The organism is Brevibacillus panacihumi (assembly GCF_003710985.1).
In the GTDB taxonomy this organism is placed as follows: domain Bacteria; phylum Bacillota; class Bacilli; order Brevibacillales; family Brevibacillaceae; genus Brevibacillus; species Brevibacillus panacihumi.
Genome location: NZ_RHHT01000015.1, coordinates 137489 through 159886, shown reverse-complemented (window position 1 = coordinate 159886; position 22398 = coordinate 137489). Strand labels below are relative to the sequence as shown.

Below are 22398 nucleotides of genomic sequence, written 5' to 3'. Positions count from 1 at the left end.
TCATTTCTGACTTTCGGGACTGCCCCTTGGTTTATCATCCTACGCTTGTGGCTGCGCTTCCCAGCGTTTTTGCTTTTCGTAACGCTCGCGATCGGATTTGTTCAGGTATTTTTTACGAAGGCGAACGGATTGCGGTGTTACTTCGCACAGCTCGTCATCATTCAAGTATTCCAATGCTTCCTCGAGCGTCAAGATGCGTGGTGTCTTCATCTTCACTGTCTCATCCTTGGTCGCAGAACGAACGTTGGTCGCATGCTTTTCCTTACATACGTTTACGGTCAGATCGTTGTCGCGGTTGTGCTCGCCAACGATCATACCTTCATAAACCTCTGTACCTGGATGAATGAACATGATCCCGCGATCCTCCACGGACATCAGGCCATACGTAGTCGCTGTTCCGGTCTCATGGGAGATCAATACACCTGCGTGACGACCGCCGACTGCTCCTTGCACCAATGGGCGATAGCTGTCGAACGAATGGTTCATGATCCCGTAACCGCGGGTAATCGTCAAGAACTCTGTGCTGTACCCGATCAGGCCGCGAGATGGAATGATGAATTCGAGACGCACCTGGCCAAATCCATTGTTGACCATGTTGACCATCTCGGCCTTGCGATAACCCAAAGTCTCCATCACAGCACCTGTGTACTCTTCTGGAACGTCGATTACCAGCATCTCGGCAGGCTCCATTTTTTGACCGTCAATCATTCGGATGATGACCTCTGGCTTGGATACGGCCAGCTCAAAGCCCTCACGGCGCATATTCTCCACCAGAATAGACAGATGCAATTCGCCGCGTCCAGATACGATGAACGCATCTGGTGAATCTGTTTCCTCCACACGAAGAGATACATCCGTCTCCAGCTCCGCCATCAGACGATCGCGCAGCTTGCGAGAAGTAACGTGCTTCCCTTCCCGCCCGGCAAATGGGCTGTTGTTGACCAAAAACGTCATTTGCAGGGTCGGCTCATCAATTTTCAGCAATGGCAAAGCGTCCGGATGGTCGATATGGCAGACGGTTTCGCCCACGTTGATGTCATCGATACCTGCAATGGCGACGATGTCACCAGCTTTGGCTGTCTTTTGCTCAACGCGCTGCAGTCCGGAGAAGCCGAACAGCTTTTGAATCCGCACTTTACTTACAGATCCGTCGCGCTTGGTAACGGAAACCATTTCATTTACGTTCATGGTCCCACGATAGATGCGACCGATCCCGATGCGACCCAAAAAGTCGTTATAGTCCAGCATCGTTACCTGCATTTGCAGCGGAGCCGATTCGTCGGCATCAGGGGCTGGCATATGCTCAATGATCGCGTCAAACAGCGGACGCAGGTCGCCTTCCAGCTTATCCGGCTCCAGACCTGCAATACCTTGCAGACCGGATGCGTAGACAATCGGGAACTCCAGTTGTTCCTCTGTCGCATCCAAGTCGATGAACAGGTCGTACACTTCATTGATCACTTCTTGCGGACGCGCGTTGTCACGGTCCACCTTGTTTACTACCACGATTGGAGTCACTTTGGCTTCCAATGCCTTTTTCAGCACAAAACGGGTTTGCGGCATACAGCCTTCAAAGGCATCGACGATCAACAGAACGCCATCCACCATGCTCATGATCCGCTCTACTTCACCGCCGAAGTCTGCGTGACCCGGTGTGTCCAGAATGTTGATGGTGAAGTCTTTATATTTAACGGAAGTGGTCTTCGCCAAAATGGTGATCCCGCGTTCCCGTTCCAAGTCATTCGAGTCCATCATTCTCTCTTCTACGTGCTGGTTGCTGCGGAACGTACCTGATTGAATCAAGAGCTTGTCGACCAGTGTGGTTTTCCCGTGGTCAACGTGGGCAATAATGGCAATGTTGCGTTTGTCAAGACGCTTCATGTGTACCTCCTCTATTTTGCATACCTTTCATATTAACAGTTCGTGAAACTTGGCACAATGGGTAGTTTTAACGGCTTGACCCGCCGAGTAAAGGGGCTTCTTCTTGCCATACTAAGCTTGAGGTGATCCCCTTTGAACAAGAACTGGCCCATAGCCATAAGCAGTTTTCTCCTGGCTTCATCCCTATTCGGTTGCAGTACGCCTGGCGGACAAACCGGACAGGGATCGCAAAACGGAGCCAAGACGCAAAACGTGCAGGATCCGTATACAGCCAATCGTTTTGGCAGCATTGCCCACGATTATCAATCCACAGTCCGAGATACAAACGAAAAGAACTACCGCAGAGGCTTTACATCCAATGGCTTCAATCAAAACCAGGCAGAGCTTTTGTCCAGGGCGGCCAATGATGTTCCCGGCGTTATCCGCACAAGTGCCGTTGTCCACGGCACCGATGCCATTGTCGGGATTGTCACGCGTGACAACCTCGCCCAGCCGCAGATCAGAGTCATCGAGCAGCAGGTGCATTCTGCAGCAAGGGCTACCACACCCGGCCTGCGTATCCATGTAACAGCCGATCCTGAAATGTTTGCCCGCCTGCGCGCGATGAAAGCAGCCATCTATCGGGAAGCTACGCATCGGGCGAACAACGCTCCCGTACATCCTCTTGCCGGTCAGAGCTCGCTCGTACACAATTTTTCCGTCATGCTCAACGATCTTGGTACAGGTCCGAAGATGAGCCGAGAGTAAACTCCTCGCAACAGCAGGTTTTGACGTAAAAGAGGTGCGGACAAAGTTCCGCACCTCTTGAATACTTACTCAATGGGTTACTTGCTTGCCATTTCAGCCACTTTCATTTCAGGCTCGACTACTTGCAGTTCACCTGTGCCGCGAACGAGTTTCTTCGCGTAGGTTTTTTCCGGTTTCAATACCGATACGAGATAGTCAATGGCAACCTGTGGGTCTACAGTCTCCCCACAAGTGTAGCAATCCAAAGCAGCAAAGCCGCGCTCTGGATAGGTATGAATGGACAGGTGGCTTTCCGAGAGAAGAACCAGAACGGTAGCACCTTGAGGAGAAAACTGCTTGGATTGTACGCTCAGCACCGTAGCGCCTGACGCTTCAGCAGCCTCAATCATTTCCTTTTTCAAAAATTCTGCGTCGTTCAACAAGTCAAACTGAACTCCCCATGTGTCAACAGCAACGTGTCTTCCGAAAGTCGAGTATTCCATCTTTCGGTTCCCCCTTCCTAGCAAGTGTAATGTTAAACATCGCTAGGACCTGCGTCATTCACTAACGGGGGCGGTTTCTCTCTTGTTATCCACCCTTTAAAGTGAATCCTGGTTCCTAATCCTGTTTCCAACGAAAACAAACATAACATGCTTATGCCTATTTGACAATACCCTATTTTTTAGAATGTAGATGGAAACAAGCCAAAACAGGAAAAATGGACGCTGCACCAGGCGCGCCCATTTTTTATCGTTACACTTCTAATTCAAATAATCGTTTCGACAATGCGGATAGTCGCTCATCAATTGCAGTCAGCTTCTCCGGGGCAGATCTTCTCGCCCAATTTCGCAGATCCAGCCAACGGTCGGTCTCTTGACGAATCGACTCTATCTCCTGCTCGCTGCCCATCTGCCGGAAAAGCTGCTCCAGCTCTTGGGATACATAGCTCGCAGTATTTTCAAAGACGGACAATTCCTCGTCACCGGTAAGCTCCCGAATGCTGACCACCGATCCTTGATCGTAGTGGTACACCATCGTAAAGCCATCATAGATGCGGTGAACGATCCCTTGGCCGCGGAACGTCTTCATGGCTTTGCGCATCGCTTCCGCAAGCTGGCGATCTCGAATGAGATACGAGCTGTCGCAGGAGTAGCGATTGCCTGCGCGAAGGAAATTCAACTGAATCTCTCCGCTTTTGTCAGTCAGAATAACGTCGCGATCACCGTTGTCGCATACTTTGACATCGACTGAAACATGTTCATTGGCGAAGAGTGAGACAAATTGTGCCAACTCTTCCTCACTCATCGTAAAATAGGCCTTGGCGTAATTGGTTGCTAAACGCTGTGCCATAATATCTCCTCAATTCTTTTGGTTTGCGTGGTCCAAATGACCGCATCAGCTTCCAAACATGAGGAGAGACGCTAAGTGTCAACGAAGGAACGTTGTAGAACCTGGCCTTGCGCTTGCCCCGGTAATCGAGAATCGATTTGGGTATTGAAGGCGGATCACCTACTTTTTGTATTTACGAAACAGCCATCCTTGACAAATCCATTATACATCATGACGAATAAAAAGTCTTGAGCAAATACTCCATGAATTTTCGCAAAAAGACGGAATATCCGGATTTAACCGGAGGGAGAGGAAAAGAACTCTCTCATGCTCCTGTATTCTAATCGTTTCATTGGAATTGCTGGGAATCATGCTCCTATTTGCGAGTTCAACGCCTTCCGAATCGCGGCTTCTTCTTCTTCAGATAGAGCATACTCCGATTCTCCGCCTCTCAATGGCTTGGCGTACACCCGGGATTCTTCACGTCCAAAAATACTGGTGATGACGACGCCATTTTTTGCGTCATCGATAATGGCGATCGAAAAGCTCAGATCGCTTCCCGTCTCTTGGAAGGCGTTGTAGCGAACGATAGCTACATTGCTGCATTGGGAAGCAATACGCTGTGATAGACGGTTGATGGTGAATTGCTGGTCGCTTTGCAATTTTTTTACTTCGTCAAGCGAATTCAGCATCCGATGCAGGCCTTCTTCCAGATTGCTTCCATTCGTTCCTGCAAGAAGCCGGTTCATCGACCTGCGCAGCCTGCTGATCCGCACTGATTGCATAATCATGAAAAAGAGTAAAATCACAAACAGGACCAGGACACCCAACAACAACAGCGGCAGGGGTGCCTGCGATAGGAGGTATTCCATGAAACGTACTCTTCCTTTCTTCCTTGCTTCAGACAAGCTTGTTGAAATGCTTCCTCTATTGTACATGCACCAAGTCTTTGGTTCAAATATCATGTGCGGGAAGACGGACTGCCATACCGGAAAATGGTCCCGTTTCAGGAACCAAAAAAAGCGACACCCTCATCATGAGATGTCGCTTTTTTTATTCCATATACATTTGTGTCAAGCTCATCGTCCTTATGACATCCTCCAGTTCCGCCTATAATTCAAGCAACAACATTTCTCTGCGAAGCTGTTTCAAGCGCTCTGTCGAACGTTTCATCTGCGATTGATCCTCGTGGGTCATCGCTTCGTACAAGGTCGCCAGTTCATAATCCAGCTCGAGACGCAATACCGGAATTCGTTCTTCCGAGTCTTTTCTCTTCAAGGCGGCAATCACCTGATCCATGGTCACATTGCACGATTTTTCGTAGATCACTTTTTTCTCAGCTCCTTTGATTTCCACTATTCTGACGGCTTCACCATACCGAATGTACTTCATCAATACCTTGTCGTCATCGACGCAAACTTTGACGACAGCATGCCCTTTCACCTGTTCGACAAAACGGTACAGGACCATCGCGACCCGTGTATCCTGCACAGGGACACCAGCCAAATGAAGTCTGTAGGAACCGTTCAGCCTTTCCATGATCCATTCGGATCTGCCGTCAGCGGTGTTCACCAGGAGGTGAAACTTCTCGGGAGATTCCCTCCAAGAGACGCCCACCCCGACTTCCACCAGGGCCTGCAACATGGCATGCAGCATTTTTCGATTCAGCCAAACAACCAGATTAAAATACTCCAGTTCGTGGTCCAGGTGCATTCAGGCCCCTCCCGATCGCAGAATACTCAGATAAAAAGGGCCCTGGTAAGGGAGTGAGTGGTATATCATATTATTCCGATGACTGCATTGCTATTCATTTCCCGGCATGTATTTTTTTGCTGTTTGGTATGATATCATATGGAGGATTCCAAGCTCCCTTGACAGGGAAGCGCGCCCTTTTCTTCTCGGAACAGGCCGCGCAAGATTTGTCTGAATAGAGGTGTGAAACATGTCCGTTATTTCCGGATTTACGCAAGAAGATTTTGACGTTTTCTCCATAGAGGGTCTGGATGCTCGAATGGAGGGCATCAAGAGCATCATACGACCAAAGCTGGAAGCACTCGGCCAGCATTACGCTCCTTCCCTCTCCATGGCGACAGGCAATGAGATGTTCACCCATGTAGCCAAGCATGCACGCCGGACAGTGAACCCGCCTGACGATACCTGGGTCGCCTGGGCGGCTGACAAGCGCGGATACAAAAAACACCCGCATTTTCAAGTCGGTTTGTGGGGAACACATCTTTTCGTCTGGTATGCAGTGATCTACGAATCTCCAGCAAAAGTCCAGGTAAGTGAAGCCATGCGAACCCATCTGGAGGAAATTTTGTCTTTCGTACCCGATGATTTCCGCTGGTCCCCGGACCACATGCAGCCGGCGAGCACCTCTTCGGCCGAGTTAGGCAAAGAAGGCATCCTAAAACTCGTGGACAGGCTGGCAACGGTAAAAAAAGCGGAAATCCTTTGTGGAATCAATATAGATCGACACGACCCCATTCTGGCTGACGGATCAGCATTGCTGGCCCGCTTGGATGAGACGTTTGCGATATTGACCAAGCTGTACCGCATCGCCCAGCCAACGACCGAAGCATCCCTCCCCGTATGAAAAAATATATGCAAAAGAACAGGTCCGCTTTCTTTCAAAAAGCATGTGCCTGTTCTTTTTTTGTTTCGTTTCGTCTCAGATGTCGAGGTTCTGCGCACAATAAGGGTCACATCACCTTTAAGGCGCGGGCGAACGAGATTCCTTGCCATTACTTGCTGCGATAATCATGCAAGCGAGCATACGTTTTCTCCACTTCCTGAAACATACGGTCGAACAATTCCTGGACATGCGGGACATCCTCGATCAGGCCAATCACCTGACCTGCCCAGCCGAAGCCTTTTTGTGCATTTCCTTCATAAATAAAGGTGCGGTTGTTTTCACCACTGATAAATGGTTTCAATTGCTCGTATCCTGCGCCTTCCTTTTCCATCTGCAGGATATGATCAGCTCCTTCTGTCCGGATGACGCGTGCGGGCGCCCCCAGCGTTCGCTTGATCACAGCGGTGTCCTGCTCGGTGGCTTGCAGTATCGCCTCTTTGTAGGCTGAATGGGCGTGAATACACTCCTTCGTAGCAATAAATCGGGTGCCCATTTCGACACCTTCAGCGCCCAGTGCCAAAGCAGCAAGAATACCCCTTCCATCCCCGATCCCGCCGCTGGCCAGAACCGGAATCTTGACTGAATCCACGACACGGGGAATCAAAACAATGGTGCCGATGTCATCGCGGCCCAGGTGCCCACCGCCCTCCTGCCCCACTGCCATGACGGCGTCAGCACCGATGGCTTCCGCTTTTTGCGCTTGCCGGACAGAAGCGACAAGAACCAGTTTTTTCACATCGTGTCCATCCAGTCTGCGAATCAGGGGCTCGGGATTGCCGCCTGTTACCGATACGACTTTGACCCCTTCTTCAAGTGCGACATCCACCATCCCTTCATAGGAACGGTTGTACTGCCCGATCGCAAAATTGACGCCGAATGGCTGATCGGTCAGCGATTTGACTTTGCGGATTTCCTCTCGCAGCGCAGCTTCCGACGGCAAAGACATGGCTGTAATTTGGCCCAGTCCACCCGCATTCGATACAGCTGCGGCCAGATCCGCATAGGCCAGGTAGGCAAGACCGCCCTGGACGACCGGATATTTGATGTTCAAAAGCTCAGTGACTCTTGTTTTCATGCCTATCACCCCATTTGGAGTAAACTTCTCGGCAGATGTTGCGAACTCCTGCCGCCATGGGATTAATGAATAAAAATTCGCTTGCTTTCCCCCCCTTTTTTGCTATACTCAATTTGTTTGTTTTTACCCCCTTCTATTCTTGATTTGTAAAGCGAGGCGATCGTAGTGAGACAAATGAAAACACCTTTGTTCAGCGGGTTGTTGGAGCATGCCAACCGGAACCCGATTCAATTTCATATTCCGGGCCACAAGAAGGGCATGGGCATGAATCCCGTTTTTCGCGAATTTATCGGCGAGAACGCTCTCTCGATTGACCTGATCAATATCGCGCCACTCGATGACCTCCATCATCCGAAGGCGATGATCAAAGAAGCACAAGAATTGGCCGCCGAAGCTTTCGGCGCTGACCATACATTTTTTTCCGTTCAAGGGACAAGCGGTGCGATCATGGCGATGATCATGGCGACCTGCAGCCCGGGAGACAAAATTATCGTACCGCGCAACGTGCATAAATCGATCATGTCAGCGATTATTTTTGCAGGCGCCTATCCAATCTTCATTCACCCTGTGATGGACGAAAAGCTCGGGATTTCACACGGCATTACAGTTAAATCCGTACAAAAAGCGCTGGAGGCGCATCCCGATGCTGCAGCCCTACTGGTGATCAACCCGACCTACTTCGGAATTGCCGGCAACCTGCGGGAGATTGTCCGGACAGCGCACAACTATGAAATCCCGGTGTTGGTGGATGAAGCACACGGTGTGCATATTGCTTTCCATGAGGATCTTCCGATTTCCGCCATGCAAGCAGGCGCAGATATGGCAGCGACAAGCGTCCATAAGCTGGGGGGCTCGCTGACGCAGACATCGATTCTCAATGTACGGGAAGGTCTGGTCGATGTGGACCGTGTAAAAACCGTTCTAAGCATGCTGACCACCACTTCCACTTCTTATATTTTGCTTGCCTCACTGGATATGGCTCGCCAGCACTTGAGCCTGAACGGTCGTCAAATGACGGAGCGAGCGATGCAGCTCGCAGAAAAAGCCAGAGAGATGATTAACGAGATTCCGCGGATTTATTGTGTGGGGCGTGAAATCCTCGGCAAGCCCGCTACCTATGCAATGGACCCGACCAAGCTTTTGATCCATGTACGGGACTTGGGGATTACCGGCTGGGAGGTAGAGAATTGGCTGCGGGACAAATACCACATCGAAGTCGAAATGAGCGACCTCTACAACATCCTTTGCTTTATTACGGCTGGAGACTCCGAAGAGACGATACAGACCCTCGTCAATGCCCTGCGTGATCTCTCAGTCGAATTTGCTCACGTGCAGGCGGAGGAACAACCGACCATTTCTCTTCCCGAAATTCCGGTATTGTCGTCAACGCCACGGGATGCCTTCTATTCGCCCACAGAGACAATTCCTTTGGCCGAAGCGGCAGGCCGGGTCATCACTGAATTTATCATGGTGTATCCGCCCGGGATTCCTATCTTCCTGCCGGGAGAAGTGATAACGGAAGAAAACATTGCCTACATCCAGGAGAACATCCGCGTCGGCCTTCCTGTCCAAGGACCGGAGGATGAGACCTTGAAGACGATCAAGGTGGTCAAGAGACAAACGGCGATCTCTGGATGACGGGAAAGAAAAAGAGCAGGTTGGGGATCGAATTCGGTCCCGCACCCTGCTCTTTTTTCAATTCAGTTTGTCTCTTATTTGTAGGCGCGAACGTAGATATCGCTCATATCTGCCTCATCCAGCAAGTCGAATAAGAGATCTGCATCATCCAGTGCCTCCAGGAAGGAAACCGACTTTTCCTTTTTGGTTCCAGGGAACACCACGAAAGCGATTTGGTCGTAATCGAATTGGTCCAGGATGTCAAAGAACACATCCCCTTCCAGTGCGGCCAAGAATGGATATTCCACATAATCGCCGTGATCGATGCCGCCATTGTCATCGTCCCCGTCATCATCATCGTCATCTTCGTCTTCACGGGCACTCGCGAATGCCATCGTATAGACGTACGGATCACCATCGCGCTCGTCGATCCATACCACGCGGTTTCCGCCTATGCGGGGCATATCCATCTTCGCGTCGTCCTTCCAGTAATGCTTGCTGAAAGAATCCTTATCGATGTCATACAGCTCGTAGTAGAAATCTTTTGGCTTCGGCGACAAACGGTTGTCATAATAAAGCACCATGCTGCGGGAAGCTTGCGGATCTAGTTGGTCCCCATTGTTCCATCTGGTCACCGGATTTATTTTGCCACGCTTTATATCGTAATAGAACAAATCCCATGAAGCGTCTCTGCCGGTCGTGTATTCGCTCCATACGACAAAATTGTCGCCGATCGATGCCTTTTCTACCTGTACGCCCGAAACGATTTTGGTTTCCCGATTGATATCGCGATCATACAGGTACACAGACGCCTTGTCTCGGCTGTCCTCCAATACCCACGTGATATAATCACCGTAAATATCCAGGCTCAATGGGTCTTTGCCCAAACGAGTAATATCCTCTTCTTCGTCCGTAGAAAGATTTGTCAGCATCAGTTCATTTCTGCGGTCTTCGTTTACCCAGAGCAGGTTGTTGCCATCCAGTTCATAATATTCTCTGGACGGTTTTACGGATTTGTCCGTTACTTTCTTCACTTTGCCCTTGCGGATATCATATGCCATCAGAGCCTTCGAGGTCTTGTCATACCAGACTGCATAACGATCGCTTACCAGCGGTCTGATCGGATCCGCATCTTCATCAGTAATCGCAGTGCTCGAACCCTTCTCTACATCGTACAGGACCACAGTAGAAGTCCTTTTAGAAGTGGAAAGGTATACGACATAGCGATCGGAACCATCCGGCGAGGAAGGCTCCCCTGCGATGCCGCCGATCTCTACCTCTTCTTCGTCATCGAGGTCATACAGGCTCAATCGCACTTTACCCTCGCTGTCCGTACGAGCAAAAAGAACCAAATCACCGTAAATTCGCGGTTGCAGCTTGGAATAAATGCGGGTAGCAATTCGCTCTGTGGAGCTCTTGTCTATATCCCCAAGCATGAGACTGTTGTTGCTCGCGAAAATGTATGTATCTTCATACAGGTGTGGAGTTGTTTTTGAACTTGAATCAGAGGTCACTTTTTTGGCTCTTCCAGAATCGATAGAAAACTTGTACAGCTGTTCGCCTCGTGGGCTCTCATACAAGATAACATCGCTGTCAATAACAGGATTGACCTGCTGTCCGCTGCTCACATCCGCTTCGTATTCTGTCTCTTCCGCGATGTCGTAGTAGAAAATATCGGAGTTGCCGTTGCGTCTGTCTTCCCACGCTACATAATCGGGGCTCACGCTTGGCTTGCTTGCTTTGCCGCTGGTTGATACGCGGGTCTCTTCATCGGTATTGATATCGTACAGATAGATATCTGTTCCGTTATGCCGGCTATCCGTCCAGACGATATATTTACCGGAGATCTCCACATCGGAGCCAGCAGTGGACTTTGTGGTGATCCGCTTTTCCTTGTCTTTGGAAATATCGTAAAGAAACACGTCCGAATCGCCGTTGCGAGAATCAGTCCATACGACGTAATTTCCATCTACCTTCGGATTCTTTTTGTCAGACTTCTTGTCGCCGATTTTCGTCTCTGTCCCCTTCTTCAAATCATAAAGGGTGACTGCCTTTTCACCTTCAGCGATCCATACTGCATAATTATTCGAAATGTCGAATCCCGTCTTGGAAACTGCCGGTTGTCCCGAGTTAATCTTCACTTCGGTTCCAACGCTGCTGGCAAGTGCTGGCGTCCCGCCCCACAGGGTGCCGACCAGCATCACTGCTGCCAACAAACCCTGGATGGGTTTTCGCTTCATGAAAATATTCCTCCTTTTACAGCAATTATCTCTCTTCTTTATTATGTCCCATCGACAAAAGCTTGTCAAAAAAAAACAGGACTCACTTGAGCCCTGTCATTTTGTATCAGGAAATCTCCTCTTGATTTTGTTTCAGGCAACCTTCGCAATCGCAAATGGCATAAAGCGTTTTCACTTGATTGCTTTCAAAATGCTCAATGATCGAACCGCAAGTTTGACAAACGATTGTCCCCATTCTGGTCCCCTCCGTCATCACCTTGCCGTTGGCAGTGTGAATTCTTATCTCTCCAATTAAGATGTTATATCTATAATAATATGTCACTCTAATTAGAGTCAATACGGGAAATTCACACATTTTTAAGTAATTAGTATGTCACATTCACGCATCTGATCCGTTTTTCTCCATCCATTGAACGATTCTCTCCAACACTTGCTCTTTTTCGGGTTCATTCAGCACTTCATGACGAAGATGCGGGAAGAGATGGAACTCTTTTTCAGCTTGGATACGGTCTGCAAATCGCTCGACAGCCCGAGCATCCACCAAAAGATCGTCTCCCGCCTGCAGGATCAGGATGGGAAAATCAAGCTTGTTTGCCTCCTCCCAAGCCTGTCCCATGGCTCGATGCAGTTCCTCAAACCACCGGACACTTACCTTGTGACAGTTGAGGGGGTCCCGCTTGTATAGATCCTGCACCTCCGCATCTCGTGAGACCATGTCCGGCGATATGCCATTAGACAAGGCAAGTGACGGCCAGATCCGGTCCAACACCTTGGCTAATCTTTTTTTCCACTCGGGTACTTTCAGCACAAGCTCCAAGCACGGTGAAGTCAGAATGATTCCACTAAGTTTTGAGGCGGTTGCTTGTGTTTGGACATATCTTGTGACGATCAATCCTCCCAGGCTATGCCCCATAAGATAGACCGGCCGGCCATCCGACTGTTCTACCGCTTCCTTTGTCCATTGATGTACCGTTTCGATGTACTGGGAGAACGAGTCGATATGTCCCCTTTTCCCCGGCGATTGCCCGTATCCCGGCAAATCGCCCGTGTACACATCCCAACCACGTTCATTCAAGTAGCGGGCAACATGCGCATACCTCCCGTGATGTTCTCCGGTACCGTGCACCAGGACGACTGCCGCTACTGGATTTGCTGCAGGCCATTTATGTTTGTACATATCATTTTTCCTCTCCCCTGGGTCAGCAAATAAAACAAACGAGCAGAAGAAAAACTTCTGCTCGCTACCTAATACTGGTTGTCTTCAAAGGAAATCGTAGGTAAATATTCTTGGAAAAACTGAGCGAGGGCTTCGGCTTCGCTCGCAGAATCGAGGCGAAAAATCTTTTGCAGATAACCTGGATTCACCGCATCCTCCGAACAAAGGAGTGTCGATTGCCCGGTTTGCATACAGATGACCAGTGGCTTCCCGTAAAACTTGTGAGTGTAGACAATCCCGAAGTCATGCCGACTTCCCTCTGAGGCGAATCCGAGAAAACGTACCTTCGCATTTTCTGATTCGTCATACAAGTGGTCGAAATGCTCCATTAGCAATCCCTCCTCGTCTGAAGTTTTCCATCAAAGCGGGGAACTGTTTCCTGCAATCCCATTTGATGTATTTATAAGTATAATGCAATTACCCTTTTTTTCCACCCCCTAATTCCTAACTGATCAAGTGGCGTTGATTGGGAATGCGATCTTCCCCTTCCTGGATCCAACGGACTTTCTCCGAACCGTGCAAGGATTGGGCAAGAAATGACAAACACTCGAAGAACAGTTCTACTACCGCTGTACTGTATCGTTCCTCCATTTTCTCCAGGGCATACGTCAGGCGAAAAATAGAAGGAACACTCCGGCGGCTAGCTTCAATCACTTCTTTTCCCTTTTCGGTAGGATAGACATGAACCACCCGACCATCCAGCTCCGACTTTTCGATCAACACCATTCCTTTGTCCATCAATTTCTTAATATGGATGACGATCGATGACGGATGCCAAAAGGTCCACTCGGCGATCTGGGTGACACGGACGCCCTCATAACAATAGATGATCCAGAGAATGTTCAACTGCACGGAGGAGTCGAGTTCCGCTTCCTTGGCAGCTTTCTCCCAGTCTTCCTTGTTGACCACATCGATGGCGCGCATCGTGTTCAACGCTTCAAAAACATTACGGATTGAGACCTCCTGCATGGCTTATTCCTCCATGATCCAATATCTTGCTAATGTATACGGATATAAATAATAGTTATATTTTACACTTTTCAGAAAAGACGCGCAATTGTTTTAACTCACATTTGGTAGATTGCCAAAGAGTGGAAGCAATGCTACACTAAACAAAGTATTCCCACGTTCGAGGAGTGATGGCAATCGTGAACCTGCAATCCGCTTACATTTATTTCGTAGAGGGCTCGACAGCCACTCATGCTGATCTTGAGGATGTTAAAGCAAAATTTAAACGATACATCGAAATGACCAAAAAAACCGGCGAGCAGCTCGGTTGGTCCTATGCCGACTCTGCGTTTCCCTATGAACTGGAAGAGCGACCTGAAGGCAAAGGCTCTTGGTTTTTGTTGAAAGGGAAAGATCCCAATATGTATAAAGCGATCGTCGTCGGCGTCGGCTCGAAAGTAGAGAACGGGAAAGAACGGCAGTACGTTCAGGTATCCCTGCCTGAGTCTGCAACCCACGGCGACAAAGGCAAAGCGAATGAATTCTGCCGCTACCTGGCTCGTGATTATAAAGGAGAGCTTCACCTCTTTAATCGTCGCGTTCAGTATTTTCAGCCACGAAAACCTTGATGTTTTCCCAAGCAACCGCCATGCAGCGGTTGTTTTCTTTTTTCCGCTTGTACCTCCATTCCGCCCCCTTTTCTTTCCTCATAGGATAGTAAAGCAAGACCGTACCCATTTCAGAAAGAGGTGGTTGCATGCAGTCCTTCATTGATCAGGTGTCTGGTCCCGCACGCCTGTCCTATCTAACGACTCACTTGTTCCCGTCTATAACGATTGCCCAGGCTATCCTCGAAACCGGCTGGGGAAAAAAGATCCCGGTCGATCCTCAGTCAGGGCGTCCCTCCTATAATTTGTTCGGAATCAAAGGGGTCGGCCCCGCAGGCTCCGTGACGATCGTGAGCAAAGAGGTGGAAAATGGGAAAACGGTGGATCGAACCTCCGCTTTCAAAGCGTACTACAACTTCCAGCAGTCCTTCGATGATCACGCCCAATTTTTATTGCAACCCAAGTACGCGCAGGTCCTGACCGCCAAAACCCCCGAACAGGCCGCTATCGAGCTGGAGAAAGCCGGTTATGCCACCGATCCCCAATACGCCGAAAAATTGACGAACCTGATCAAGACCTACGACCTGAAACGGTATGACCAGTTCGCTCCCGAGGAAACCATTCCTTACCCGCCATGGAAAATGGATCTGGGCAAACGTGCCCTGTCAGAAGGTTTGATCACATCCCCGGAATGGCTGAGCAAACTGGATGAGCCGATGCCGGTGTGGGCTGTATTTGCCGTTACGTTGCGAATGCTGGATCTATTGAGAAACAACGAAAAGAAATAAAAAGAGACCCAGCAAAAGAGGGCCTCTTATCAGGAAGGTGCAACGAAGGCTCCGCAAAAGACAGCGGAGCCTTGTTTTGGTTTGAGCACGTTGATCAAATCATTTGAGATCTCGACAGCGAGTAGAACCTTCCGTCCACCATGCGGATCCCTAAGTCGACACAATAGGATAAGCCTTGCGTGACGCCGTAGAGAATCCATTCCGAAGATTGGTGGTTGATATCAAAATCAGTGTAAAGGTCACTGCCGTCCTCACGTATCTCTTGGCGGTCAGTCAGATCGAACAGGCGTAAGACGAATGGCAGTTCGGCAAAAGGAATCGCGAATTTTCGAGCTATATCCTCCTCGAACTCCTTCGTCATGCTCCATATTGCCTGAATCGAATGCTCATCTTTCCAGGCAATGCGAATACTCGGGCCGTCTATATCTGTGGATGACCGCGCGGGATTTGTCTCCATCTGCTCCCATCGTTCCTTTCTATCATGTACTTGCTTTTTGGACGAATATTTAGCTTTTACCAGCTATTATACCATGAAAACAAGTTTTGTGAAAACGCATCCAGGCAATATTCTTTATCTTCCGACTGTAAACGTGTTTTCGCCTACCACGATATAGTCCTTGGCATGGTCGTACTTCATGAGCACTTGCACCTTGTAGGTTCCGTATTTATCCAGCTTGGTCGAAACGAAAGGCTCCGAGAAATAGAAGCTGTTCGCGTTTTGAGTCGAGTACTTCCACTCTTTGCCGCGATCAACTGTCTTTCCGTCCGGGGCAATCAACTCGACACGCATGCGCAGATCCTTCGCTACCGGCGCTTCGTCCACTTCTACAAAGACGTTGAAGGTGCGCGGAACGTCCTTGTCGCTGTAGCCTTTCACCGGATTGCTGAACACGATCGTTTTATTGCGCGTCTGCTGGATTCCTTCGAGTACCAGTATATTCACGTTTGGCTTGATAATTTCCATTTTTCCGGTATGCTCGTCATAATCAACGAAACCGCCCATGCTGTTGATAACCTCTTCCAACGGTTCCGCAGATGATGCCGGCAAGTTAGTAGCGACTCGCTCACCACCCAGGAAAACGCGCATATCCCCTTCTCCCAAAGCGGTGCTGCCAACGCTGCCAACGCCTGCTACCGCCAATACCACCAGGGCTGATAACCATCTTTTTTTCATTCCACAATCCTCCAATATGTGTGCGCAACTGCGCGGATTATTCCGAATTTGTTTCCCAAAAAGTTAGACGCTCAACCAGGCAAATAGTTGTGCCAGGTTCGCAATTTTTTTCAACAATATCCACAGTATCCACAACATTTGGAAAGCAGAACGAAAGACTTATTCACAGAAATTTGTGAATAAGTCTACATACCCTTGACAAAACGAAAAGAGCTACCCTTAACGAGTAGCTCCTTGATCGCTTTCAACCGGTTGGGTCGAAAGCCAGGTGAAATAGCGTGACACCAGACTGATCGCGACTTCGATCGCCCCTTCATCCGGCTCAATTTTGGCATGGTGCAGGCCATATGGGGTGTTGACGCCCAGCCAGAACAGGAATCCCGGTATCTCGGATAGAAAATAGCCGAAGTCCTCACCCGTCATCGCTTCCTGGCATTGAATCAGCTCCACGTCTGGACATGCCTCTCGAACCCATTCCATGAAGGCAGCAGTCAGATTTTCCTCATTGAAAACCTGGCAATACCCGCAGCCGTAATCAATCTCGGCACGGCATTCAAATCCTGCCTCGATCCCTCTCACTTGTGCTTCGATCCGGCTTTTTACGCGCTGCATGGATTCCATCGAAAAGGTGCGGATCGTTCCTTCCAGTCGCGCTTTTTCTGCAATGATATTTTGCTTCGTGCCTCCGACAATTTTGCCGACTGTGATGACTGCAGAATCCAATGGATCGATATTGCGAGCTACGATGGATTGCAGTTGCGTCACCAGATGACTGGCTGCTACCACCATGTCGTTGGTCTTGTGCGGATAGGCAGCATGACCTCCTGTGCCATACAGATCGATAAACAATTCGGACGTATTGGCAAACAAAATGCCTGGCTTCGTCGCGATTTGCCCAACCGGATATTCTGGTGCGATATGGAGGGCGAAAATGCAATCCGGCCTCCAGGCGTCGAACTCCTCGCTTTGCATCATCGGCAGTGCTCCGCCAGGTCCTTCTTCTGCGGGCTGGAAGACAAACAACAGATCATCCGCGATCGGTTCCTGCACAAAATGGGTCAACAGGCCGAGAGCAATCGCCATATGCATGTCGTGGCCGCATGCGTGCATAAAGCCTTCGTGCACCGAACGAAACGGATAGGTCGTCTCCTCGACCATCGGCAAGCCGTCCATATCCGTACGCCAGGCAATCGTCCGCTTGGGATTCGTCCCGCTCAAACGGACGAGAATCCCGGTGCGCCAGGTTTTGATCTGGATGCGTTCCTGCGGGAGACGTTCCAGATAGTCAAGCAGATAACGCTGTGTCTTCACTTCCCCGAAGCCGGGTTCCGGGATCTGGTGAAGATCCCGGCGTATCTGGACAAATGCAGTTTTGCTCATGCTTACTCCTCCTCGCTGGAAAGTGCCTTCAGCTGGCGGCTGAATACGGCAAGGAAGAAGTCTACATCCTTCGTGGTCAAGGTCAGCGGCGGCAGGAGGCGCACAACGGTCTTCTGTGTAACGTCGACCAGGATGCCTTCATCCAGAAGATTTTGCTGCAAGCGGCTTGCTTCTTCCGGAGTTGCCGTGAGCGGAATCCCCACCATCATCCCTTTTCCCCGCAAAGCCTGAAGCTGCTGCGGCAAACGCTCGCGCAAGCTTTCCAGTCCATTCCAGAGGTATTGAATCACCTCTTGGAGCTGGGCGTCGAACGACGGGTTGAGCAATTCGTCCATGACAGCATTGCCCAATGCTGCCGACAGAGGAGATGGAGCAAACGTGGACCCGTGATCGCCAGGTTTGAACAGATCCATCAGTTGGGTCCCTGCAATCAATCCGCCCAACGGCAGACCGCCCCCGACCCCTTTGGCGAACAAGATCAGATCAGGCGTCACCCCCGCGTGCTGGTAAGCAAACAGCTTGCCCGTCCTGCCCATTCCGGTCTGAATTTCATCCATGCAGAGCAGCATGCCTTCCTCGCGGCAAATCGCCTCCACCTCTCGCAAGAAATCGTCAGAGAGCGGAATGACCCCACCTGAACCAAGGACTGGCTCCATCAACACCGCAGCAGGCTTGGCTTCTTGGCAGAGGGCACGCAGACCTGCTGCATCCTCCACCTCCAATTCAAAGACAGGAAAGGTCGGCTGCGGAAAGTCCTGGTAGACATTCGGTTGGCGGGTCAGGCGGACCGCCCCGAGCGTACGCCCGTGAAAGCTGTTGCGCAGGACGACAATTCCTTCACGGCCGGCTCCTTGCGCCTTCGTCCACTTATGGATCAGCTTGATCGCCGCCTCAGTCGCCTCTGCACCGGAATTGGAAAAGAAGACCTTTCCGGGTATCGTTCTCTCTACGAGTCTTTGGGCCAATCGAATCGCCGGCTGATTGAGAAAGACGTTGGAGATGTGCAGAAATTGTTCGCCTTGTTCACGCAAGGCCTGGACGATCTTTGGATGAGAATGTCCGAGGACATTGACTGCAAGACCCGTAAAGAGATCCAGGTAGCTTTTTCCTTCCGTGTCGTACAGGTAATTTCCTGATCCTTTGGCTATAGCAATCGGTAAGCGTTTGTAGGTCGAGATGATGTACTGTTCATCGAGCGAACGCCAGTCCATGTGTCGTCTCTCCCTTAGAGCTGACGCAGCTCTTGCATGATTTCGGTTTTGGAACGGGTCTTGTCGTCGATCTGCTTGATTACGCGCGCCGGAGTTCCCGCCACTACAGTATTCGGTGGCACATCGTCAATCACGATGGCGCCTGCAGCTACTACGGAGCCTTTTCCTACGCGAACCCCTTCCAGGATGACCGCATTGGCACCGATTAGTACGTCATCTTCTACAATCACTGGAGTTGCCGATGGCGGTTCCACAACCCCCGCGATGACTGCACCCGCTCCTACGTGGCAATTCTTGCCAATCGTACCGCGGCCGCCTACCACCGCGTTCATGTCGATCATCGTTCCTTCCCCAATCACTGCTCCAATATTGATCGAAGCGCCCATCATGATGACGGCGTTGTTTCCGATGGTTACTTGATCGCGGATGATCGCGCCCGGTTCGATGCGGGCTTGGATTCCTTTCATGTCCAACAAGGGAATAGCGGAGTTGCGACGGTCGTTTTCTACCACGTAATCCTCGATTTTATCCGCATGCTGTGTCAATACAGGCTCGATGTCTTTCCATTCGCCAAACACGACTCCGGTATTGCCGGTAATAAAAGACTTGGAGTTGGAGCCGAAGTCGATTCCTGCGAGATCACCCTTTATGTAGAGCTTCACAGGTGTTTTCTTTTCGCTTTTCTGAATAAACGCGATAATTTCATGGGCATTCATCATGTTCATTAGGTAAATCCTCCTTTAGTTAGAAAGCATGTAAAAAAAGCAATGAGTGCATGCGCTATCTCATTGCCTTTGATTTCTCGCAAGCAAATCGTAAATAGCACTCCACAAAAGGCACAAGGCCTTAGATGACAGGATTTTGGTTATTCACGTCAATCCCAGCCTCTGCCGCTAAAGGGGTGTGGCAAAAGCTTCGGCGCATCAGCCTTTCCTTCTTTTCCCGCCCCCTGGCAGTTTTCGAAAAGATCTACTCATCTTCAGCGCACCTCTATTTAGATTCGATTATTGAATTTCATTTAACTCTACCAAATTCGTCTGCTGGTGGCAACTGCTTTCTCATTGCTTGTCACACTGTTCCTCTTTTTTACTCATTAACTTGGACGGCGGTCATGCAGCCAGTCTTTCCCCTCCACTTTTCCTACAGACGCCATCAGCACTGACAGGTGCTCAGTGCCGTCGATGCCAAGATACTCGTTCATTTCTTTGTCAAACCAATGACCGATGGTGCACACGCCAAGGCCGAGCGCATTGGCCGCAATGTGCAGGTTCTGGGCAACATGTCCCACATCCCACCAGATATACCGGTAAGCTCGCTCCTTGTATTTGGAGCGGGTGCGTTCCACAACCGCCGTCCAGACGAAGTTGACTGCGCTTCTGCGTGTCATTTCCTGATTCTCCGTAAACCGATAGGCGATTTCGGTAACGTCCTCCAGCTTCAGACCCTCCAGGCACCATTGCTCCACATCGAGGTGGTAGAGACCGCTTGCCAGTCCCTCCACATTGTTGATCAGCATGAACGTCTCAATCGGATAGAGTGCTCCTGCTGATGAGACGGTGCGAATCTGGTAGTCGCCCATATCGGCCGTAATCCCTTGTGTTGCCCACAGCAAGACGTTCAGCTCGTTCAGCGTCATTGGGGTTTTGAGAAAATTCCTTCGGGAACGTCGTTGCTGCAGAAGCTCCCAAAGCGGAGGACTTGCTGAAAAGTCCGGTTTTCCCAAAGGAATGCGAACGAGCGCCTCCTCATATCGCAAATACGTCGGCGGTCTATTGGCAAAGTCGTACTTGGCAGCCCACCCTTCCTCCAGATCGCCAATTGCGTAAGATGTCGCTTTAATAAAATCGTTGCTGATTTTTTGCCATTCCGGGTGCATCGATTCATCCTCCTGATCTATCTTTTTCCTCGATCAAGGCAAGTATAAATCCAAGGATTACTATTAGTAAAATTATCCCTTATAATAACATTCATTAGAATACACTAATGATTGGAGGGGAGCTTATGACATTGGGACAGTTGCAGGTCTTCATCGCCGTTGCCGAAACCCGGCACATCACACGGGCGGCAGAAGCGCTGGGATTCACCCAATCGGCCGTCTCGCAAATGATTCGCAGCCTGGAGGACGACCTCGGTGTTCCCCTTTTCCACCGAAGCCGAAACGGGGTTGCGCCGACCAGCATTGGTGAACGGATGCTCCGGCATGCCCGCGAGATTTTGCGTCTCACTTCATGCATGAAGGAGGAAGCTTCCGCTGCCCGAGGGGTAGAGACGGGCACCTTGCGCATCGGTTCCATTCACAGCGTGTCCAACAAAATTTTGCCCGGATTGATCGGTTCGTTTCGCAAACGGTTTCCCCAGGTGGAAATCGTGCTATTTGAAGGAGAGTATGAAGAGGTCAATAGTTGGATCACGAGCTCCGTGGTCGATGTGAGCTTTACCACCTCTCCGGAAAAAGACATGACCACCTTCCCGCTGACCAGCGACGAGATGATGGTCTTCGTTCCCGAGGAGCACCCGCTTAAGGATGAGCCTTTCCTCAGCTTTTCCCACATCAAAAACAACTGCTTTATCATGCCGAAGGATGACTGCATCAAGAAGCTGCTGCAGGAAAACGGCCTGCAGTCGAATGTTACCTTTGAAGTCCGGGATGCCTCGACGATTTTGGCCATGGTCCAAGAGTGGGTTGGGGTGACAATATTGCCACAGCTGTATATTCCAGAGGTTTTGCCAAAGGTGGTCTCCATTCCCCTGCGACCGAAAATTACCCGGGAGCTTGTGATTGCCATCCGCAACAGTCAATGCGTATCCCCGATGGCTGCGGAGTTTATTTTGCATGGTCAAAGCTACACGAAGGATCGCTTTATAGGAGTAAATCAATGATTTTGATGATCCCGACAGAAGAGCTTTTCACTGCAGATTCCCACTTACATAGAATGGGAAGATGTGGTACACTTTCGTTCCAAGTCTGAGAATGAAAGGAGATCGTCGATGCAATCCCTTCGACACAAAGGGCTGTATCTGCGTCCGCTTGGTGTGCATGACGCTTCGGAAATGCTTTCGATACGGCTCCGAAACCACGATTTTTTGCAGCCTTTTGAACCGATTCGCCCCGCATCCCATCTTACCTTGAAAGGACAAATCCAGCAGTTAAAGCAAGCGGAGCGGGATGCAGAGGAAGACAGGGGCTACGCGTTCGGAATCTTTCTTCAAAAGGGCGACACGATGATCGGCCGCATTGCATTGTCCAACATCGTACGCGGTGCTTGGCAGAACGCGACACTCGGTTACTTTCTCGACCAAAAGCATAATGGCATGGGCTATACCTCGACCGCCGTCGGCTTGGTCGTCCGATATGCTTTTTCTTCTCGTATAAACCTGCATCGTGTACAAGCAGGGGTAATGCCGCGCAACCTGGCTTCTATCCGTGTTTTGGAGAAAAACGGTTTTCGCCATGAGGGGCTTTCCAAGCGTTATTTGCAGATTAACGGAGTATGGGAGGACCATCTGATCTTCGCCCTCACACGCGAGGATGAACTGCCTCCTTTATGAGTGAAATGGAAAAGGGCTGAC

Annotated in this window: 24 protein-coding genes and 1 riboswitch; of the genes, 7 read left to right on the top strand and 17 right to left on the bottom strand. The window is 50.1% G+C overall.

Annotated elements, in window-relative coordinates; all coding sequences use genetic code 11:
* Positions 1–39: 39 nt before the first annotated feature.
* Positions 40–1881 carry a translational GTPase TypA gene (gene typA / locus EDM58_RS08575; RefSeq protein WP_122912957.1) on the bottom strand — a complete coding sequence of 614 codons (1842 nt, stop codon included), beginning with the start codon at positions 1879–1881 and terminating at the stop codon, positions 40–42.
* Positions 1882–2013: 132 nt separating this feature from the next.
* On the opposite strand from typA, the gene EDM58_RS08570 reads away from it, so the two are divergent.
* Complete coding sequence (locus EDM58_RS08570; protein ID WP_122912956.1) at positions 2014–2628, top strand: YhcN/YlaJ family sporulation lipoprotein; 615 nt, start codon at positions 2014–2016, stop codon at positions 2626–2628.
* A gap of 77 nt (positions 2629–2705) precedes the next feature.
* Here the strand turns inward: EDM58_RS08570 and speD are convergent, their stop codons facing one another.
* The 4 genes from speD to EDM58_RS08545 all read right to left on the bottom strand — a co-directional run bounded on the left by speD (position 2706) and on the right by EDM58_RS08545 (position 5649).
* Positions 2706–3110: an adenosylmethionine decarboxylase gene (speD, locus tag EDM58_RS08565; RefSeq protein ID WP_023557468.1), complete on the bottom strand. Its 405-nt coding sequence runs from the start codon at positions 3108–3110 to the stop codon at positions 2706–2708.
* A gap of 250 nt (positions 3111–3360) precedes the next feature.
* A complete protein-coding gene (locus tag EDM58_RS08560; protein WP_122912955.1) occupies positions 3361–3957 on the bottom strand; it encodes a hypothetical protein in 597 nt (198 codons plus the stop codon).
* 347 nt (positions 3958–4304) lie between these two features.
* On the bottom strand, positions 4305–4808 hold the full coding sequence (locus tag EDM58_RS08555; RefSeq protein WP_122912954.1) for a DUF4446 family protein: 504 nt from the start codon (positions 4806–4808) through the stop codon (positions 4305–4307).
* A gap of 238 nt (positions 4809–5046) precedes the next feature.
* Positions 5047–5649 carry a hypothetical protein gene (locus EDM58_RS08545; RefSeq protein ID WP_122912952.1) on the bottom strand — a complete coding sequence of 201 codons (603 nt, stop codon included), beginning with the start codon at positions 5647–5649 and terminating at the stop codon, positions 5047–5049.
* A gap of 229 nt (positions 5650–5878) precedes the next feature.
* Between EDM58_RS08545 and EDM58_RS08540 the strand changes: the two genes are divergently transcribed.
* Positions 5879–6532, top strand: coding sequence for a YktB family protein (locus EDM58_RS08540; protein ID WP_122912951.1), 654 nt, complete (start codon positions 5879–5881; stop codon positions 6530–6532).
* A gap of 148 nt (positions 6533–6680) precedes the next feature.
* Here the strand turns inward: EDM58_RS08540 and EDM58_RS08535 are convergent, their stop codons facing one another.
* Entirely contained in the window at positions 6681–7709 is a 1029-nt protein-coding gene (locus EDM58_RS08535; RefSeq protein WP_281275082.1) for an NAD(P)H-dependent flavin oxidoreductase, read from the bottom strand.
* 102 nt (positions 7710–7811) lie between these two features.
* Between EDM58_RS08535 and EDM58_RS08530 the strand changes: the two genes are divergently transcribed.
* A complete protein-coding gene (locus EDM58_RS08530) occupies positions 7812–9284 on the top strand; it encodes an aminotransferase class I/II-fold pyridoxal phosphate-dependent enzyme (protein ID WP_122912950.1) in 1473 nt (490 codons plus the stop codon).
* 74 nt (positions 9285–9358) lie between these two features.
* On the opposite strand, the gene EDM58_RS08525 is transcribed toward EDM58_RS08530, so the two are convergent.
* From EDM58_RS08525 to EDM58_RS08505, 5 genes are all read right to left on the bottom strand, one after another.
* Positions 9359–11503 carry a DUF5050 domain-containing protein gene (locus tag EDM58_RS08525; protein ID WP_122912949.1) on the bottom strand — a complete coding sequence of 715 codons (2145 nt, stop codon included), beginning with the start codon at positions 11501–11503 and terminating at the stop codon, positions 9359–9361.
* A 106-nt stretch (positions 11504–11609) separates the two neighbouring features.
* On the bottom strand, positions 11610–11738 hold the full coding sequence (locus EDM58_RS08520) for a GapA-binding peptide SR1P (RefSeq protein WP_122912948.1): 129 nt from the start codon (positions 11736–11738) through the stop codon (positions 11610–11612).
* Positions 11739–11882: 144 nt separating this feature from the next.
* A complete protein-coding gene (locus EDM58_RS08515) occupies positions 11883–12680 on the bottom strand; it encodes an alpha/beta hydrolase (protein WP_122912947.1) in 798 nt (265 codons plus the stop codon).
* A gap of 68 nt (positions 12681–12748) precedes the next feature.
* Entirely contained in the window at positions 12749–13048 is a 300-nt protein-coding gene (locus tag EDM58_RS08510; RefSeq protein ID WP_023557479.1) for a DUF3055 domain-containing protein, read from the bottom strand.
* Between the two features lie 115 nt (positions 13049–13163).
* A complete protein-coding gene (locus EDM58_RS08505) occupies positions 13164–13688 on the bottom strand; it encodes a MarR family winged helix-turn-helix transcriptional regulator (protein WP_122912946.1) in 525 nt (174 codons plus the stop codon).
* Between the two features lie 179 nt (positions 13689–13867).
* On the opposite strand from EDM58_RS08505, the gene EDM58_RS08500 reads away from it, so the two are divergent.
* Entirely contained in the window at positions 13868–14296 is a 429-nt protein-coding gene (locus tag EDM58_RS08500; protein WP_122913050.1) for a DUF1885 family protein, read from the top strand.
* 128 nt (positions 14297–14424) lie between these two features.
* A complete protein-coding gene (locus EDM58_RS08495; protein ID WP_122912945.1) occupies positions 14425–15063 on the top strand; it encodes a glycoside hydrolase family 73 protein in 639 nt (212 codons plus the stop codon).
* A 94-nt stretch (positions 15064–15157) separates the two neighbouring features.
* On the opposite strand, the gene EDM58_RS08490 is transcribed toward EDM58_RS08495, so the two are convergent.
* The 6 genes from EDM58_RS08490 to EDM58_RS08465 form a co-directional block, all read right to left on the bottom strand.
* Complete coding sequence (locus EDM58_RS08490) at positions 15158–15520, bottom strand: DUF4912 domain-containing protein (protein ID WP_122912944.1); 363 nt, start codon at positions 15518–15520, stop codon at positions 15158–15160.
* Positions 15521–15634: 114 nt separating this feature from the next.
* Positions 15635–16237 (bottom strand): hypothetical protein, encoded by a 603-nt coding sequence (locus EDM58_RS08485; protein ID WP_122912943.1) that lies wholly within the window; start codon positions 16235–16237, stop codon positions 15635–15637.
* 219 nt (positions 16238–16456) lie between these two features.
* A complete protein-coding gene (locus EDM58_RS08480) occupies positions 16457–17617 on the bottom strand; it encodes an N-acetyldiaminopimelate deacetylase (protein ID WP_122912942.1) in 1161 nt (386 codons plus the stop codon).
* Between the two features lie 2 nt (positions 17618–17619).
* The gene (locus EDM58_RS08475; RefSeq protein ID WP_122912941.1) at positions 17620–18828 is read right to left on the bottom strand and encodes an aspartate aminotransferase family protein; all 1209 of its coding nucleotides are present in this window, start codon (positions 18826–18828) and stop codon (positions 17620–17622) included.
* 14 nt (positions 18829–18842) lie between these two features.
* On the bottom strand, positions 18843–19553 hold the full coding sequence (gene dapD, locus EDM58_RS08470; protein ID WP_023557487.1) for a 2,3,4,5-tetrahydropyridine-2,6-dicarboxylate N-acetyltransferase: 711 nt from the start codon (positions 19551–19553) through the stop codon (positions 18843–18845).
* An 87-nt stretch (positions 19554–19640) separates the two neighbouring features.
* A riboswitch (Lysine riboswitch) is annotated at positions 19641–19829 on the bottom strand.
* Positions 19830–19921: 92 nt separating this feature from the next.
* Positions 19922–20704, bottom strand: a complete 783-nt coding sequence (locus EDM58_RS08465; protein ID WP_122912940.1) for a SagB/ThcOx family dehydrogenase — start codon at positions 20702–20704, stop codon at positions 19922–19924.
* 125 nt (positions 20705–20829) lie between these two features.
* Between EDM58_RS08465 and EDM58_RS08460 the strand changes: the two genes are divergently transcribed.
* Entirely contained in the window at positions 20830–21708 is an 879-nt protein-coding gene (locus EDM58_RS08460) for a LysR family transcriptional regulator (RefSeq protein WP_122912939.1), read from the top strand.
* A 108-nt stretch (positions 21709–21816) separates the two neighbouring features.
* Positions 21817–22377 carry a GNAT family N-acetyltransferase gene (locus EDM58_RS08455; protein WP_122912938.1) on the top strand — a complete coding sequence of 187 codons (561 nt, stop codon included), beginning with the start codon at positions 21817–21819 and terminating at the stop codon, positions 22375–22377.
* The last annotated feature ends 21 nt before the right edge of the window (positions 22378–22398 follow it).